The 15,684-nt window shown below is 57.7% G+C and carries 16 protein-coding genes; 4 read left to right on the plus strand and 12 right to left on the minus strand.

The window, feature by feature from the left end:
• Window positions 1-319: 319 nt before the first annotated feature.
• The 3 genes from V6936_RS14210 to V6936_RS14220 are packed head-to-tail and all read left to right on the plus strand — an operon-like array spanning window position 320 to window position 3,420.
• The gene (locus V6936_RS14210; RefSeq protein ID WP_003804897.1) at window positions 320-1,936 is read left to right on the plus strand and encodes an ATP-dependent acyl-CoA ligase; all 1,617 of its coding nucleotides are present in this window, start codon (window positions 320-322) and stop codon (window positions 1,934-1,936) included.
• 21 nt (window positions 1,937-1,957) lie between these two features.
• The gene (locus V6936_RS14215; RefSeq protein ID WP_003804899.1) at window positions 1,958-3,118 is read left to right on the plus strand and encodes a thiolase family protein; all 1,161 of its coding nucleotides are present in this window, start codon (window positions 1,958-1,960) and stop codon (window positions 3,116-3,118) included.
• Complete coding sequence (locus tag V6936_RS14220) at window positions 3,118-3,420, plus strand: zinc ribbon domain-containing protein (RefSeq protein ID WP_336580025.1); 303 nt, start codon at window positions 3,118-3,120, stop codon at window positions 3,418-3,420. Before V6936_RS14215 ends, V6936_RS14220 begins: the two co-directional genes overlap by 1 nt.
• A 788-nt stretch (window positions 3,421-4,208) precedes the next feature.
• Here V6936_RS14220 and V6936_RS14225 read toward each other — a convergent pair.
• The 3 genes from V6936_RS14225 to dctP form a co-directional block, all read right to left on the minus strand.
• Window positions 4,209-5,531 (minus strand): TRAP transporter large permease, encoded by a 1,323-nt coding sequence (locus V6936_RS14225; RefSeq protein ID WP_131071161.1) that lies wholly within the window; start codon window positions 5,529-5,531, stop codon window positions 4,209-4,211.
• Window positions 5,532-5,533: 2 nt separating this feature from the next.
• Complete coding sequence (locus tag V6936_RS14230; protein WP_003804904.1) at window positions 5,534-6,058, minus strand: TRAP transporter small permease; 525 nt, start codon at window positions 6,056-6,058, stop codon at window positions 5,534-5,536.
• Window positions 6,059-6,189: 131 nt separating this feature from the next.
• Complete coding sequence (gene dctP / locus V6936_RS14235; protein WP_039944037.1) at window positions 6,190-7,164, minus strand: TRAP transporter substrate-binding protein DctP; 975 nt, start codon at window positions 7,162-7,164, stop codon at window positions 6,190-6,192.
• A 209-nt stretch (window positions 7,165-7,373) separates the two neighbouring features.
• Here dctP and V6936_RS14240 point away from each other — a divergent pair, with 209 nt between their 5' ends.
• Window positions 7,374-8,054, plus strand: a complete 681-nt coding sequence (locus V6936_RS14240) for an HAD family hydrolase (protein ID WP_003804908.1) — start codon at window positions 7,374-7,376, stop codon at window positions 8,052-8,054.
• Between the two features lie 111 nt (window positions 8,055-8,165).
• Here V6936_RS14240 and V6936_RS14245 read toward each other — a convergent pair whose 3' ends face one another.
• The 9 genes from V6936_RS14245 to V6936_RS14285 all read right to left on the minus strand — a co-directional run bounded on the left by V6936_RS14245 (window position 8,166) and on the right by V6936_RS14285 (window position 15,654).
• Window positions 8,166-8,507, minus strand: a complete 342-nt coding sequence (locus V6936_RS14245) for a hypothetical protein (RefSeq protein ID WP_003804912.1) — start codon at window positions 8,505-8,507, stop codon at window positions 8,166-8,168.
• A gap of 4 nt (window positions 8,508-8,511) precedes the next feature.
• Window positions 8,512-9,147 (minus strand): ABC-type transport auxiliary lipoprotein family protein, encoded by a 636-nt coding sequence (locus V6936_RS14250; RefSeq protein ID WP_003804913.1) that lies wholly within the window; start codon window positions 9,145-9,147, stop codon window positions 8,512-8,514.
• Entirely contained in the window at window positions 9,144-10,061 is a 918-nt protein-coding gene (locus V6936_RS14255; RefSeq protein ID WP_003804915.1) for an MlaD family protein, read from the minus strand. Before V6936_RS14255 ends, V6936_RS14250 begins: the two co-directional genes overlap by 4 nt.
• The gene (locus tag V6936_RS14260) at window positions 10,061-10,858 is read right to left on the minus strand and encodes an ABC transporter ATP-binding protein (RefSeq protein WP_131071160.1); all 798 of its coding nucleotides are present in this window, start codon (window positions 10,856-10,858) and stop codon (window positions 10,061-10,063) included. Before V6936_RS14260 ends, V6936_RS14255 begins: the two co-directional genes overlap by 1 nt.
• Window positions 10,852-11,988 carry an ABC transporter permease gene (locus V6936_RS14265; protein WP_003804920.1) on the minus strand — a complete coding sequence of 379 codons (1,137 nt, stop codon included), beginning with the start codon at window positions 11,986-11,988 and terminating at the stop codon, window positions 10,852-10,854. The genes V6936_RS14260 and V6936_RS14265 overlap by 7 nt, the downstream gene beginning before the upstream one ends.
• 64 nt (window positions 11,989-12,052) lie before the next feature.
• A complete protein-coding gene (locus tag V6936_RS14270; RefSeq protein ID WP_336580026.1) occupies window positions 12,053-12,871 on the minus strand; it encodes a peptidylglycine monooxygenase in 819 nt (272 codons plus the stop codon).
• 19 nt (window positions 12,872-12,890) lie between these two features.
• Window positions 12,891-14,186: a TRAP transporter large permease gene (locus V6936_RS14275; RefSeq protein WP_131071158.1), complete on the minus strand. Its 1,296-nt coding sequence runs from the start codon at window positions 14,184-14,186 to the stop codon at window positions 12,891-12,893.
• Window positions 14,179-14,670 (minus strand): TRAP transporter small permease, encoded by a 492-nt coding sequence (locus V6936_RS14280; RefSeq protein WP_003804924.1) that lies wholly within the window; start codon window positions 14,668-14,670, stop codon window positions 14,179-14,181. The genes V6936_RS14275 and V6936_RS14280 overlap by 8 nt, the downstream gene beginning before the upstream one ends.
• A 15-nt stretch (window positions 14,671-14,685) precedes the next feature.
• On the minus strand, window positions 14,686-15,654 hold the full coding sequence (locus V6936_RS14285; RefSeq protein ID WP_003804925.1) for a TRAP transporter substrate-binding protein: 969 nt from the start codon (window positions 15,652-15,654) through the stop codon (window positions 14,686-14,688).
• Window positions 15,655-15,684: the final 30 nt, after the last annotated feature.

The raw sequence follows: 15,684 nt of genomic DNA on the forward strand, positions 1-15,684 counted from the left end.
CATTGTGAAGCACCCTTGCTCAAATTGGTGAGCCCGGCCTGTTTTATTGCTGATCGACCCGCATCCCCAAGCCGGATCAACTGTTTTGCCAACCGTATTTCCACACGTCGCAAAACGACCCCCTTTCTGTCCCGCGCCAAGGTTGGGTTTGCCCGAAGTACCACTGCGTGATGGCCTCTGACACTTCGGGTTTTTCCGGTGAAGGACAGGAATTTATAAATAATATATTGCAGTATACTGTTTGCAGGATATTAGTAATTTCACCCATGCATATCGGCTTATCGCCTTGGTGGCGCGTGAGCCGGGAGACAGATAGATCATGCACGCCCATTCCATTCCCGCTTCTGAATTGCCGCTGTTTTCAATACCCGCCACGCAGCGCACGGTACCGGCCCTGTTGCGCCTGCGCGCCGAGCGCATGGGTGATGCCCCGCTGTTCTCAGACCGTCATACCCACTACACCGGCGAACAAACCTTGCAAGTGGCCGCAGCCAGCGCCAGCCGCCTGAGCCGCGCCGGCATCAAGCGTGGCGACCGGGTCGCCCTGCTTTGCACCAACCGCCACGAATTTTTGGACATGGTGCTTGGCTGCGGCTGGCTGGGTGCCATTGTGGTGCCCATCAATACCGCCTCGCGTGGTGCCCAGTTGCAGCACATTCTGTGCAATAGCCAAGCCAGCCTGCTGGTGGTGGAAAGTGATCTGACTCCGCTGCTGGCCGATGTGGACCTTGGCGCCACTGCCGTCCAGCAAGCCTGGTTGATTCAAGGCCAGGAAGCCGCACAAACACTGGCTGTGGCCACCTGCGATCTGCCTGCTTTGGGCGATTACTGCGAGCCTGCGGATATCGGCCCTGGCGATACGCTGGCCATTCTGTACACCTCCGGCACCTCGGGCCCCTCCAAAGGCGTGCAATGCCCCCACGCCCAGTTCTACTGGTGGGGTATTTACACTGCCAGCAAACTGGGCATGAAAGCCGACGATGTGCTCTACACCTGCCTGCCCATGTTCCACACCAATGCCCTAAACACCTTCTTTCAGGCCCTGGTCAGTGACGCCTGCATGGTGGTGGACAAGCGGTTTTCAGCCAGCCGCTTCTTTGACAATCTGTGCCAGACTGGTGCCACCATTACCTATCTGCTCGGTGCCATGGTGCCCATCTTGCTGTCCAAGCCGGTCACGGCCGCAGAAAAGCAGCACAAGACCCGCATTGCCCTGGGCCCTGGCGTGCCTGAACAGTTTCATAGCCAGTTTCTGGAGCGCTGCCAGATGTACCTGCTCGATGGCTTTGGCTCCACCGAGACCAATTATGTGATGGGCCGGGGTATCCAGGAGCAGCGCAATGGTTATATGGGCCGTGTATCCGAGGGCTTTGAGGCGCTGGTAGTGGATGAAAACGACAACCCGCTGCCAGACGGTGAAGTGGGCGAGCTGTTGCTGCGCGCCGATGAACCCTATGCCTTCGCGCTGGGTTACTACGGGCAACCGGACAAGACGGTGGAGACCTGGAAAAACCTGTGGTTCCACACCGGTGACCGCGTCGTGCGTGATGCAGATGGCTACTACCGCTTTGTGGACCGTCTGAAAGACATGATTCGCCGTCGTGGTGAGAACATTTCCTCCTACGAAGTCGAACAGGCATTGGCCAGTCACCCCGCTGTCCACACCGTTGCGGTGTATGCGGCCAAGTCCGAACTGGCCGAGGACGAGGTCATGGCCATGATTGTGCTGCGTCCTGATTGCAGCGTTAGCTGCGAGGAACTGCTGCAGCATTGCGAACGCCGCCTGCCCTATTTTGCTGTCCCCCGCTTTATCGAATTTACGGATGTCTTGCCCACTACGGAAAATGGCAAGATTCAAAAATTTGCCCTGCGTGATCGCGGCATTGGTCCCAACACGTGGGACAGAGAAAAAGCGGGCTATCAGGTTCGTCGCTAAGCGCTGTTACAGGAACTGACCATGACACCTGCTTTCAACTTGAATACGGTGCGTCTGCTGGGCGCGACCGAGGTCACCTATACGCGACGCGGTCAGCTTGGCACTTCCGAGCTGCTGGCCCAGGCGTTCAAGCAGTCTCTTGCCGCAGCGGGTCTGGAGGCCGGCGAAATTGATGGCCTGGGGGTGGCCTCCTTCACCCACGCCCCTGACCGGGCTATTGATCTGGCCTGGAAGCTGGGCTTGAAGGTGAGCTGGATAATGGATGACAGCAATGGCGGCGCCAGCGGTCTGAATATTCTGCAGCACGCCATTCGCGCCGTTCAGGCAGGGGATGCCCGCTGTATAGCGATTGTGGCCGGGGATCATTTTCAGGCCAAGGATTTCCAGCAACTGGTCGAGAACTATAACCAGACGACTTATGACCATTTGCGGCCTTTGGGTGCAGGCAGTCCGAATCATCGCTTTGCCATGCTGACTGCGAATCACATGCGCAAGCTGGGTTTGGAGCGAGAAGACTACGCCGCCCTGGTGATGCGTCAGCGGCTGTGGGCCAGTATGAATCCGGGTGCGGTGTATCGCAGCCCCATGAGTCTGGATGATTATATGAATGCGCCTGAAGTGGCGGACCCTTTGACGCGGCTGGATTGTGTGCCGGTGGTCGATGGCGCCAATGCCTTGATGGTGATGCGCGCGGATCATCCGGCGGCGCAGAATCAGCCTGCAATTACCGTAAGGGCGTTACGCAGTTTTCACAATATTGATGATCAGCAAGGCGATGGCTTGAGCACGGGTCTGGCGGCTTTGGCTCCGGCTTTATGGGCGGAGTCCGGCTTGAGTCCGGCGCAGATGGATGTGGTCAGTATTTATGACGACTACCCCGTCATGGTGCTGGCGCAGTTGCAGGATTTGGGCTTCTTTCAGGCCGATAACGCCAAACACTTTATTCATGAGTCGATTGCCACAGGACGTGTACCGGTAAATACCTCTGGCGGGCAATTGTCAGCGGGGCAGGCCGGGGCGGCTTGCAGCCTGCATGGACTGGTTGAGGTGATGCGTCAGTTAAGCAATCAGGCGGGGGAGCGGCAGGTGGCGCAGGCTCGCTATGGCTTGGTCACGGGTTACGGCATGGTGGAGTATCGCTATGGCATGTGCTCGACAGCGCTTGTTCTGGAGGCTTTGTAATGCATCCTTCTGTGCTTCGGTGTGTGCAGTGTGATCATCGGGTGTTTCCGGCACGGTTCTTGTGTCCCATGTGTCATGGGGATGAGTTTCTGGCTGAGGGGTGCGCGTCTGGTGTGGTGACGGAACTGACGCGTAGCGCTGCTTCTGGCGAGGAGCCAGGGGTGTATATGCTGGCAACGGTTGCCAGCGATGCAGGGCCGGTGTTGATTGCTCGAGTGCTGGATGAGGCTGTCCAGCGAGGGGATAAGGTCGCGTTGGTTCTGCGGGATGGTGGGATTTATGCGGATCTTGTGCAGGGGTAAAGGGGATCTCTCAGCGGCTTGTTTAATGGCCTTATTTGCTGAGGCTGGGGTTAGATGCCCAGTCAGTAAAGATTGGGCTGACTCAAGTGTTGGAATCAGCCACGGTTCGACGCAATGAAGAAGGTGACTATAAGACGCTGGTTCAGGGGCTGTCCGGGTGTCGGGGCTGGCAACTTGCCGGCGCTGCGCGCCGGTGCCCTGGTCAGATAATCGCTACGGGCGCACCTTGAACTCGTCCGGTGGCTTGTCCCCCGGGCAACCCCCAAGCGTCGGACTCAAACCGCAAGGTGCTTGCACCCCTGCGCAATTATCTGCCTGCGGCAAGTCGCCTGATCCGCCCCAAACACCCGGACAGCCCCTCAATCAGCTCACAGCATCTTTTATCGGACGATTGTTGATAGGGGGTGTGAATGCTCCGACTTAGTGTTCTTGACGGGATGGCTGAGTGCGCTTTACTACACACAAGCTAAAGACGTGGGGCTTATGCGCTCAAGCCTCAAAAACTGACCTGAACACTGTCGGCACACACAACCTGCGTCCTACTCGCCTCTAAAAGCGATCCCAGCGACAGGCAGAAAGATCGTTAAAGCGCTTGTACGCCGCCCCCACATCAATCACTTTGCTGCACATAAATAGGCAGCGAGAACGATCAACGCTATTGAGCATAAAAAAACCTCAGTTGGGCCTGTGCCGAACTGAGGTTTTTTGTTTGAGCGTTGTATCCAGACTCTGGCTTTCTTCGCGGAACAACATGCTTGTTGTCCCGCTTTCAGACTGCCTGCTCTGCCTTAGCCGATCAGGCCTGGCAGGCCGATGGCAATCCAGGGCACAAACAGGACCAGGGCCAGAATGCCGATCTCGATGACCAGGAAGGGCACGGCAGCACTGTAGATGTGAGGCAAGCGGATGGACGGAGGTGCCACACTTTGCATCACGATCAGCAACAGACCAAACGGCGGGGTCAACAAGCCGATTTCCAGTGCAATCAGAATCATCACTCCCAGCCAGACGGTGTCCACACCAGCGGCCAATGCCAAGGGCATGAAAAAGGGCAAGGCGATCATCATCATGGAGATCTGATCGAGCACCATGCCCATCACCAGCAGCACCAGCAACATGCAAATGACCAACACGAAGGGCGACAAATCATAGTCTTTGATCAAGCCCAAAAAGCCAGCGCTGGCGCCCGAAAAGCTCAACAATTGGGCAAAAGTGGTCGAGGCCGCCAGAATAAACAGGATCACCACCGATACTTTGGCCGTTTCGATCAGGCTCTTCCACAAGGCTTTGAGCGTCAGGGCGCGGTAAGCAATGGTTGCCAGCACCGAGGCGACCACGCCAATGGCTGCTGACTCTGTGGGCGAAGCCCAGCCGGCCAGCATGGAGCCCACCACCGCGATAAAGATACCCAGCAAAGGCACCACATTCAGCACAAAGGGCTTCCACAGGGCCCAGCCCTTCAGACGCGTGGCAGGATCGTCATCGCTCATCGGTGCATCTTGCGGACGCAGGCGGCTGCGCACGACCACATAGGCCAGGAAACCGGCCGCCATCAACATGCCGGGCAAAATACCGCCAATCAGCAGGCGCTCGATCGAAATGCCGGCCAGACTGCCCAGCATCACCGCCAGTGCCGAAGGCGGAATCAGCATGGCGATACCGCCCACGGCCATGATGGGGCCCATGGCCATGGTAGGGTGATAGCCGCGACGCAGCATTTCAGGCAGCATCACACCGCCCATCATGGCCGTATTGGCAATCGACGAACCCGACAGGGTCGCAAACGTCGTCCCTCCCAGAATACTGACGATGGACAATTTGCCCGGCACGCGCGAGATCATGCGTTCAATCGAGTCGATGGCCTTAAAGGCCAGACCGGTATGAAACAGCACCTCCCCCATCAAGACAAACAAGGGAATGGGGGTGAGCGAAAAACTGCCAATGGAAGCGGTAGTATTCCGTGCCCACTGAGCCAGACCGGCCGCTTCGCCCAGAAACAACCAGGCTCCCAGCAAGTTGACGGACAGAAAGGCAAATACCACCGGCGTGCCGATGGCCATCAGAAGAAAAAGCGATCCCAGCAGCAGGATCAATGCCATTTGCCATTCCATGCTCAGGCTCCTTGCGCCGCGGAACGCGAAATCAGACGACGAAAGAATTCCAGTGCCAGCAAGCCCGCCCCGAACAGCAAAGGCAGATTGAGCCACCACTCGGGAAAGATCAGCGCTTTGAAGACCATGGCGCCTTGCTCGTGCGAATCCAGCGCCACCAGGGCACATTGCCAGGCCAGTGTGCCGCAAACACCCAGTCCAAGCAGGTTCGAGAGCAGATCCAGACCGCGCTGGGCAGAAGCTGGCAAGGTGTTGAACAGCACATCAATACGAATATGACCGCCCAGGTACAGCACCCAGGGGGCTGCCACAAAGGTGGCGATAATCAGCATGTACTCGGTCACCTCCACGCTGGTCGAGAGCGCGTCGTAACCCAGGTTTCGCAATATCACGTCAGCACAGACCAGCAGGCTCATCAGCCCGAAAGTCACGGCTGCCACGGCACCGCAGGTATGCATTAAAAGGGCGTAAGGACGCCCCCACGTCGGGTTGGAAGGCTGGCCTTCCGGGGCTGTTGCAGCAGACATCGCGTCTTCTCCGCAGGTCAAGGATCACTGAAAGGGCGGGCATCATATCGCCCGTAGGGCGCCATCAAAAAGTGGACACTGTCCGCAAGGGGGCAATGTCCACTGTCCAACAGCGTCAACAACTATCTGCGTTAAGGCTGGTAACCACCAAACAGTTCGCGCAGTTGCGCGGCGTATTTGGGGCTGGATTTGTCGATACCGGCCCAACCAGCTTCATACGCCTTGGTTCGCAAGGCACGAGCAACGTCCGGCTCCAGAACCAGCGCCTGCACACCGGCCTGCTCAGTGGCGGCTTTTTCCTCCACCGCCATCTGGTGTTCAGTCACGTTTTGCGACTCCATCCACTCGATCTGTTTGCGCATGAAGGCTTTTTGCTCTTCATCCAGTTTTTCCCAGCTCTTCTGGTTCATGAAGAAACCCACTTCCACGTTATAGAAGCCGGGTTCAACACGGTATTTGGTTTTTTCATGCCAGCCCATTTCCATCACACCCACTGACGGCCAGCCATACCCGTCCACCACGCCACGCTCCAACGCGGTATAGACCTCGCCGGGTGGAATCTGCAAGGGAGTAGCACCGATTTCACGGAAGAAAGACAGGTACACCGGCACGCCACGCAGCTTAAAGCCCGACAGGTCCGCCGAAGTCACCGGCTTGTTGGTGTAGATGTGGTATTGCAGGCCATCGGTAGTGCGGGCCAGCCAGGTGATATTGGCTTTTTCACGGTGAATCTTGTCCATCAGCTCGTAGCCGCCATTCTGGCGCAGCTCGCTCATGGGTTTTTCCGTCAGCGTCAGGGCCAGCGCCTCTGGCACCAGGTTGGCATGAAAGACAGCGGTTGTATTGGCAAAATCGATCACGCCCGAACGCAGGGCATTGCCGACCTCAAAAGGAGGAATGGCTTCCGGGCCACCAATGACGTTGATCTGTACCAAGCCCTTGCCTTCTGCGTTGACCTTGTCAACGAATTGCTTGAACCGCTTGGTAAAGAAGGTGTCCATCGTAAAGACAGATACCGCCTTGAGCGTGACTTCCGCCGCCTGCGCGCCAGCCATTCCCAATGCCAGCAACGCTGCTGCCACCACTCGAGTTGTTTTATGAACCATGACGGAACTTCCGCAGTAAGGTTTATTGATTATGAAATTTTAGTTTAGATATAAATATATCAATAATCAATTATTTATGAGTCGGGGTTTTCACTAGGCCGGCAGATCCCCTGCCGGTACTCAGGAGTCCACGCCGCGCCGTGCCTGCTCGGCATCCGCCTGCGGTATCATCACAGACTTCAAGTTTTATTGGCTAAAAGGTATTACTGATGACATTTTCCGCTGTGCTGTTTGATTGTGACGGTGTGCTGGTAGACAGCGAGCCCATCACGGTTCGCGTGCTGCGGGACATGTTGCAAGAGGAAGGCTGGGTGATGAGCTACGAACAGTGCTACGACTGGTTCATTGGCAAAGCCCTGCCCGACGAGCTGCCGACCGTGCGAAAAATGACGGGTAAGGACCTGGATATGGAATGGGTGATGGCCTTTCGCATGCGCCGCAACCATGCCTTGAGCAATGAAGTCATGGCCATTCCCGGCATCCAGGACACTCTGGATGCCATTTTGCGCGACAAGCCCGGCATGATTGCCTGTGCCTCCGGGGCAGACCGAGCCAAGCTGGTACTGCAACTGGGACAAACGGGACTGCTGGATTATTTTGGCAGCCATATCTATAGCGGCGCCGAGACCCCCCGCAACAAGCCTTACCCGGATGTGTATCTGGCCGCTGCGCAGGGTTTGGGTGTAGACCCCAAGGAATGTCTGGTCGTGGAAGACAGTGTTACAGGCGCGACAGCAGGCCTGGCCGCCGGGGCGACTGTCTTGGGTTACTGCCCGGTCCCCGACAAACAAGAAGATCTGCGCCGCCTTGGCGTGCGGGACACCTTCCGTCGTATGGATGAATTACCGGCCTTGATCGCTAGGCTGGAGCACGAACGCGTACAGGGTTAAACCTTCATGCAGCCATGAAAAAGGCGCGGCGTAGCGAGCCGGACTCAAAAACGACGTGTGCCCTTTCTTTTTCTGGACTCCTCGCTTCTACCGTGCCTTCCTGTCCGTGGCTTAATCTTCCAGATGGAAGGTATGCAAAATACGATGCATCACGGGCGTAATAATCAGCCCGAACGTGGCGACCAGCACCAGACTGATATATGCGCCATAAATCGCAAAAAAAACTTTGCCAGCCCAGGTCTCGGGCAGAGCCATGGGGCCAAGTCCCCCCACCATCATGGCTGCATTCAAGGCCGCATCGTGCCAGGGCACATTCTCTTCAAACCACATATGGCCCAGTGCACCCAGCATCAGGGAAAAAGTTACAAAAACGATACCAATCAAGGTATGCATCAACAGGCGTTTGGCAAACTGCCAACCCGTAATCAAGGGCTGATCGCGTGACTCGTACATATCATTAAAACGTCTCGGTCTGAACCGTCAAAGAACCCAACCACTGGCTGACCTGCAAGGACAGGGCATCGGCAGCCTGCCCAAAAGCATCAACCACCTCAGGCACCGCCGTGCCGTCCACCTCCTGCTGAACCACAAATCGACGGGTCTGGATCAACTGGCCAGAACGCTGGTCACGCAACAAGGCATCAAGCTGAATGCGTACCCGTGGCGCACCCTGTACATACTCGACCTGGAAGGCTCCCAAGGTACCTCCCAGCTCGATATCGGCAATCACGGACTCGCCTTCCAGCACCACGGCCCGGAACTGTGCGGCGTCACGCAAGCCATCGGCCAGACGATTGCGCAGCAGGGCAGGCGCATCATCCCCCCATCGCACGCCTTTATACGCGCTTAATTCGTTGCCTTGAGGCAAAACTGTAATACGCGAACTGGCCAGCAAACGATCCGCATGAGGGCGATTGACCTGAATAATCAATTGCTTGTGCGAAGCACCGGCTTGCTGGGCGCTCAGCGCTGCCGCCGGAAGCTGATAGTAGGTCAGGGGCTCGGACTGAGGCAGAACCGAGCAGGCCGTAGACAAGGCGGCCAGACCAACTACCGATGCCTTTAGCAAACGATGCACAATCGTGGGCATCATGGTGTGAACTCCTGTAATTTGTCGCGACCCAAGAGGTAACCGGTCGGATTTTCTTCCAGACGGGAGGTAACGGCCCGGAACCCGGCCAGTACCTGCCGCAACTCACGCAAGGCAGGCTCGATCTCGGTCAAACCCTGGGCCCCGCGGCCAATAGCGGCCGAGTTCTGTTCCAGCAGCTTGTTCAGGCTTTGAGTGGCGCGGCTGAAATCTTCCATGGATTTCTGAATCGCATTCATGGCCTGCGTACCCTGACGATCCACAAGCCCCTGCGTGGACGAGAGCAGGCGAGTGGCCTGTTCGCTGGCCTGGGACAGCTCTTTTACCAGGGCCGGCACGCCTTCACTGGCCTTCGAGAGCTGCCCCATCAAGGCTTCCAGCTGTTGCAAACTGGCAGAAAGCGATAATGAGTTCTCGGACGACAAGAAGGTATTGGCGTTATCCAGCAGCCGGGAGATCTGTGCCATCAGCTCCTCGCCCCCGGCCATTAATTGAGCCAGTGGAGAGGGCGAGGCCACAATGGTAGGCAAGCCGTCATCCTGGGCCTCCAGCAAGGGACTGTTAGGCGTGCCGCCGCTAAGCTCAATCACGGACTGGCCGGTAATGCCGGCCAGCGCCAGGCGAGCCTGGGTATCTTCGTGAATCGGGATCGCAGCCTGAATCGTCACTTGCGCCCGCACACGCTGCAAATCATTCGGGTCCAGGCGCAAATGCCGCACCTCGCCCACACGCAAGCCGTTGTATTGCACGGCACTGCCACGTGACAAGCCACGCACACCTTCCAGAAAGACAATATCGTAATCACGGGTCTCGGCATCCTGCCCCGACTTGGCCAGCCAAAGCGAGAAAAAGACAGCAGCGATCGCCACTACCAAGGTAAAGACCCCGATCAATACATGATGGGCACGCGGTTCCATTAACAATGCTCCTGACGACGGCTTTGGGCCTGTTGGGCGGCCCGTCCCCGTGGACCGTGGAAATATTCCCGAATCCAGTCGTTATCAACCTGCTCTACATGGGCCAGCGTGTCGTTGACCAACACACGCTTTTGCGCCAGCACGGCGACCCGGTCACAAATGGTGTAGAGCGTATCTAGATCGTGTGTAACCAGAAAAACGGTCAGACCCAACGCATCGCGCAAGGTCAGAATAAGCTGGTCAAAATCCCCCGCGCCCACAGGGTCCAGACCGGCCGTGGGTTCGTCCAGAAACAGGATTTCCGGATCGAGTGCCAGGGCACGCGCCAAGGCGGCGCGCTTGATCATGCCGCCAGACAGCTCGGCCGGATATTTGGTCGCCGCATTGGCGGGCAAACCGGCCAGTGCCATTTTCATGGCGGCGATATGCTCGGCCGATGAGCGGGACAGACCGATATGCTCGATCAAGGGCATCGCAATATTCTCGACCACGGTCAGCGAGGAAAACAGTGCCCCTTGCTGGAACAGAACCCCTAGACGGCGCTCCAGCCGCGAACGGTCTTCGGGCGTCAGAGAACCGATTTCCTGATCAAAAATGCGAACCGTGCCCCCATTGGGCGGGCGCAAACCTAAAATGGCGCGCAGCAGTACCGACTTACCCGTACCGGAGCCCCCCACCACGCCGACGATCTCACCGGGGTAGACGTCCATATCCAAATGCTCATGCACGACGTGATCGCCAAAGCGATTGTCCAGATCACGCACTTGAATAATGGGACGAACGGCAGCCTCTACCATCCCATCTCCATAAAGAACAGCGCGGCCAAGGCATCGATCAAAATGACGATAAAGATGGATTGCACCACGGCCGAGGTGGTGTGCTCGCCCACAGACTGGGCGCTGCCAGTGACCTTGAACCCTTCCTGACAGCCGATGACCGCGATCAGAAACGCGAAGATCGGTGCCTTGGCCATGCCCAGCACAAAGTGTCGCAAATCAATATCCTGATTGAAGATATTGATGAACATGGTCGGCGAGATATCCAAAATCAGGGCGCACACCAGTGCGCCACCAAAAATCCCCGCCAGCATGCCCACAAAGGTCAGGATAGGCATGGCCAACAACATGGCCAGCACCCGGGGGATGACCAGAATCAGCATGGGATTCAGCCCCTGGGCGCGCAGAGCATCAATTTCTTCATTCGCCTTCATGGAGCCAATTTGCGCGGTAAAGGCGCTGGCAGTACGACCCGCCATCAAAATGGCCGTCAGTAGCACCGCGAACTCTCGCAGGAAGGAAAAACCGACCAGGTTGACGGTGTAGATCGTGGCGCCAAAATCCGCCAGCACCGTCGCGCCCAGAAAGGCGATCACTGCACCGACCAAAAACGTCAGCAGGGCCACGATGGGCACTGCATTAAATGCAGTTTCCTCCAGTTGCGCCACAATCGAGGTCACCCGCCACTGACTGGGCCGCAGCAGATTGCGGATCAGCGTTTCCAGCGTCAGGCCGATGAAACCCAGGAGCTCGCGCATATTGCGCGAAATGTGGACCATGGACAGGCCCACCCGCTCGAACAGATCCGTGATGCCCCAGCGGGGCGCAACCAGATGGCGCTGATCCATGCGACTCATCGCCTTGGCGACGGTTTGCAATAACTGATGGCGCTCTTTGGACAAGCCTTGGGCCGTATCCAGAGCCACCTGCACACGCTCGGCTCCGAGCCACTCGCACAGCACCTGAGCACCGGTGGTATCCAGCGACTTCAAGGCGCTGAAATCCAAGGACCACGGGCCCTGCTTGTCACCGAGCGAGCGCAAACTGCTTTGCAACGCTTCGTAGTGACGCAAGGACCAGTCGCCTAGCAATTGCAGCTGACCAGAGGAGTCTGTACGGACATACAGAGACGCAGACGTATTCATGCGCATAGTCTAATGGATTTGCGCTGACCGCTTCCATAGCGCCAACTACTTTTTCATGCTTTGTGGATAATTAAACGGGCTGTAAGCAAGTCAGGCAATCAGGCAACATTTCTGCTATATAAATCCGTCCGTCCAGCGCGGTGGTCAAACCATGCCCATACACGCCCTGCACCCGACAACGCCCCAGCAAGATGCCCGAATCCGGATCAAACCGTGACAGGCTCGCGGTCTGGTCGCTGACCAGAACGGAACCGTCGGTTTGTACGGCCACGGCCATTGGCTTGTACAAGGGGCGCAGTTCCCCCAGATAGCGACCTTGTACATCCAGATGCTGGACGCGATTGTTTTCACGGTCAGCCACCCAGACCGAACCGTCCGCCGCGCCGGCCAGCATATGTGGCGTGCTGAACTGCAAAGGCCCCGGGCCCGGCGCGCCCAGCGCAGCCAGCCACTGACGCTGCGGGTCAAAGCGATGCACCACGGTATTGCCATAGCCATCGCTTACCCACAAGCCTCCCCCTGCACATTCAATCGCATGGGTGGGGTGGTTGAACGGTTCCTGCCAACGCGGCTGCTCCGGCATGCCCAGCCGCCATTGCTCATGGCCCTGGCCGTCCAGAGCAACAACCTGATGCCCATCGACATCCGTCACCAACACGCCGCCCTGCGGACGGGCGCTGATGTGATGCGGGCACAGCATATCGTCCAATGGCCAGCGGGCCGATACCTGTCCATCCGGAGTGAGCACCAGCACACTGGCCGGACGGCGCAGCAACGCCGCAATACGCCCATCAGAGAGCACCGCCACGCTGGTGATGCTGCCCACATCGGCCTGCGTCCAGGCGCGCTCCACTTTATAGCGTTGCGCTCCCAGGCTGACATAAGCCATAGTCATCTCCCCCCCCCCTTTACATCGCGTTAGGCAAGACCATGACGATTTGCGGGAAGATCGTCACCAATACGGTGGCCAGCACCAGCAACAAGAAAAAGGGGAAGGCCATGCGCACCAGCTCAAACAGGTTACGGCCGGTAATCCCCTGAATCACGAACAGATTGAAACCGATGGGCGGAGTGATCTGGGCCATTTCCACAGTCAAAATCAGATAGACGCCAAACCAGATCGGGTCGATACCGGCCGCCATCACAGCGGGCAACAAGACCGACGTGGTCAGCACCACAATGGAAATGCCATCCAGAAAGGCGCCCAGAATGACGAAAAACACCGTCAAGACGGCAATCAGGGCGTATTGGCTCAAACCCAAGGAACCAATCCAGGCAGCCAGATTGGCAGGCAGGCCGGTAAAGCTCATGGCGCTGGTCAGGTAGGCGGCCCCGATCAAAATAAAGGAGATCATGCACGAGGTGCGCGCAGCGCCTAACAAGCTGGCCGTAAAGGTTTTCCAATTCAGGGAACGCCCCACCGCGGCAATAAGCAAGGAACCAATGACACCGAGCACAGCCGCTTCCGTGGCCGTTGCAATACCACCGTAAATTGAACCGATCACAGCCACAATCAACAAGACCACCGGCAAGAGCAGACGCAGGCGCCGTACTTTCTCACCCAGGCTTAATTGCTCGGTTGCCGCCGGCACCCGATCCGGATGACGTATGGACCAGATTGCGATGTAGGCCGAAAACAGGCACATCAACAAGATACCGGGCAATACCCCGGCCACAAACAGGCGGATGATGGAAACCTGAGCGGCCACGGCGTACACAATCATCACGATCGAGGGGGGAATCAGCAGGCCCAGGGTACCGGCGCCGGCCAGCGAGCCGATACTGATGCTGTCGTCATAGCCTCGTGCTTTGAGCTCGGGCAAGGAGATGCGGCCAATGGTGGCAGCCGTGGCAGCCGAAGAACCACTGACTGCCGCGAAAATGCCGCAACCCAAGGTATTGACATGAACCAGACGACCCGGCAAACGCTGCACCCACGGCCCCAGCCCGCTGAACATATCTTCCGCCAGCCGGGTCCGATACAGAATCTCCCCCATCCAGATAAACAAGGGCAGGGCTGTCAGGGCCCAACTGGCCGAGGAGTCCCAGGCTTTAGTGGCAAAAATAATGCCCGCCGGTGCATCTGCATACAAAAAAATAGACAAGATACCGCAAGCGATCAGGACCAGCGCCACCCACACTCCACTGGCCAGCAAGGCAAGCAGAGCCACAAACAAGACGATTGCCTGAGATAAATCAGCCATGTTCCGTTGCCTCCAATTCTTGACCCTGAACCACACGCAGCAGACGCCGCAACAACATCAGGGTCAGCAGACCCAAACCAACAGGCATGCCCAGTTGGGGAATCCACAGGGGCACCGCGACCATGCCCTGAGCGACTTCCTTGTACACAAAGGACTCATACACAAAATGGGCCGTCTCCCAGGTACACCAGGCGGCCAGCAACAGCCCAATCAGCGTGGCCAACAATTCGTAAGGGCGCCTGAGGTGCTCGGGGATCACCTGCAACAACAAAGAGACGCGGATATGATCGCCCTGCAGCATGGCGTAGGGCAGCGCCAGAAAAATCGACGCTGCCATAAACCATCCTGCGAAGTCGTCCGACGCCGGTATTTGCATGGAGAACAGGCGCGCCACAATCTGCGCCGTCACCACTACCCCGATCAGGCAAAGAAAGAGTGCGGCCAGTGCGCCGCATACTCTGGCCATACGCTCCAGCACAATCATGGACGCACTCCTGATTTAGGGCTGACGGTAAGTATCAAGCAGCTTCTGGCCGTCGGCCCCCGCTTTCTTCAGCCATTCTTCGGTCATGGTCTGGCCGATAGCCTGCAACTGCGCAGCCAGCTTGTCGCTGAGCGGGCCGACCACCATGCCTTTATCGGCCATGGTCTGGGTCAGCTTGGACGTCTGTTCACGCGACATCGCCCAGCCACGCTGCTCAGCCCGTTCCCCAGCTTCCAGCACGGCTTTTTGCACGTTCTCGGGCAGGCGTTGGAACGCGCGCTTATTCACAATCACAAAGCTTTGCGGAATGAACACCTGCGCGTCGTAGTAATACTTCACGTAGTCCCAGGCCTGTGAATCCACGCCCGTGGCCGGCGAGGTCAGCATGGCATCAATAATGCCGGTAGAAAACGCCTGTGGCACCTCAGGTGTTTGCACGGTGGTGGGCACCGCCCCCATCAAGGAAACCAGGCGACTGGTGGCCGGACTGTAGGCACGGAAACGGACGCCAGCCAGATCCGAGAGCTGCTCCACCGGTTGTTTGGTGTAAATGCCTTGTGGAGGCCAGGGGGAGCCATAGACCAGCACGATGCCTTGCTTGTCCAGGCGCTCGGCCAGAAACGGACGGGTGGCTTTCCACAGCTTTTCCGACTGGTCAAAGGATGAGGCCAGGAAAGGCACGCTGTCGACTTCAAACAAAGGATCTTCGTTGCCGATGGCCGCCACCAGCATCTCCCCGGCCTGCACCACACCTTGCTGAACGCCACGCTTGACCTCGGGACGCTTGAGCAGCACCGAGTTCGATTGCACATTGATATTCAACTCGCCATTGGTCGCCGCTTTGATATCGGCCGCGAACTCACGCGCATTCTGTGTCAGAAAGTTGTTGTCAGGCTGCTCGGTGCTCATGTTCCAGTTGGTGGCCGCCTGCGCGGTCCCTGCCAACGCCAGTACGCAAGCCATGGAAAGTAATTTTTTAATCATGATGTCGCTTCTCCCAAGAATTGAGGTGAT

The organism is Alcaligenes sp. CHO6 (assembly GCF_037120595.1).
Lineage (GTDB): Bacteria > Pseudomonadota > Gammaproteobacteria > Burkholderiales > Burkholderiaceae_B > Alcaligenes > Alcaligenes ammonioxydans.

Coding starts and splice junctions, on each gene's coding strand:
- V6936_RS14255 (WP_003804915.1), bottom strand. CDS start 10,061: ATGGAACCGCGTGCCCATCATGTATTGATCGGGGTCTTTACCTTGGTA.
- V6936_RS14230 (WP_003804904.1), bottom strand. CDS start 6,058: ATGTCTGCTGCAACAGCCCCGGAAGGCCAGCCTTCCAACCCGACGTGG.
- V6936_RS14265 (WP_003804920.1), bottom strand. CDS start 11,988: ATGCGCATGAATACGTCTGCGTCTCTGTATGTCCGTACAGACTCCTCT.
- V6936_RS14220 (WP_336580025.1), top strand. CDS start 3,118: ATGCATCCTTCTGTGCTTCGGTGTGTGCAGTGTGATCATCGGGTGTTT.
- V6936_RS14260 (WP_131071160.1), bottom strand. CDS start 10,858: ATGGTAGAGGCTGCCGTTCGTCCCATTATTCAAGTGCGTGATCTGGAC.
- V6936_RS14285 (WP_003804925.1), bottom strand. CDS start 15,654: ATGATTAAAAAATTACTTTCCATGGCTTGCGTACTGGCGTTGGCAGGG.
- V6936_RS14280 (WP_003804924.1), bottom strand. CDS start 14,670: ATGATTGTGCTGGAGCGTATGGCCAGAGTATGCGGCGCACTGGCCGCA.
- V6936_RS14240 (WP_003804908.1), top strand. CDS start 7,374: ATGACATTTTCCGCTGTGCTGTTTGATTGTGACGGTGTGCTGGTAGAC.
- V6936_RS14250 (WP_003804913.1), bottom strand. CDS start 9,147: ATGATGCCCACGATTGTGCATCGTTTGCTAAAGGCATCGGTAGTTGGT.
- V6936_RS14270 (WP_336580026.1), bottom strand. CDS start 12,871: ATGGCTTATGTCAGCCTGGGAGCGCAACGCTATAAAGTGGAGCGCGCC.
- V6936_RS14210 (WP_003804897.1), top strand. CDS start 320: ATGCACGCCCATTCCATTCCCGCTTCTGAATTGCCGCTGTTTTCAATA.
- V6936_RS14275 (WP_131071158.1), bottom strand. CDS start 14,186: ATGGCTGATTTATCTCAGGCAATCGTCTTGTTTGTGGCTCTGCTTGCC.
- V6936_RS14225 (WP_131071161.1), bottom strand. CDS start 5,531: ATGGAATGGCAAATGGCATTGATCCTGCTGCTGGGATCGCTTTTTCTT.
- V6936_RS14245 (WP_003804912.1), bottom strand. CDS start 8,507: ATGTACGAGTCACGCGATCAGCCCTTGATTACGGGTTGGCAGTTTGCC.
- dctP (WP_039944037.1), bottom strand. CDS start 7,164: ATGGTTCATAAAACAACTCGAGTGGTGGCAGCAGCGTTGCTGGCATTG.
- V6936_RS14215 (WP_003804899.1), top strand. CDS start 1,958: ATGACACCTGCTTTCAACTTGAATACGGTGCGTCTGCTGGGCGCGACC.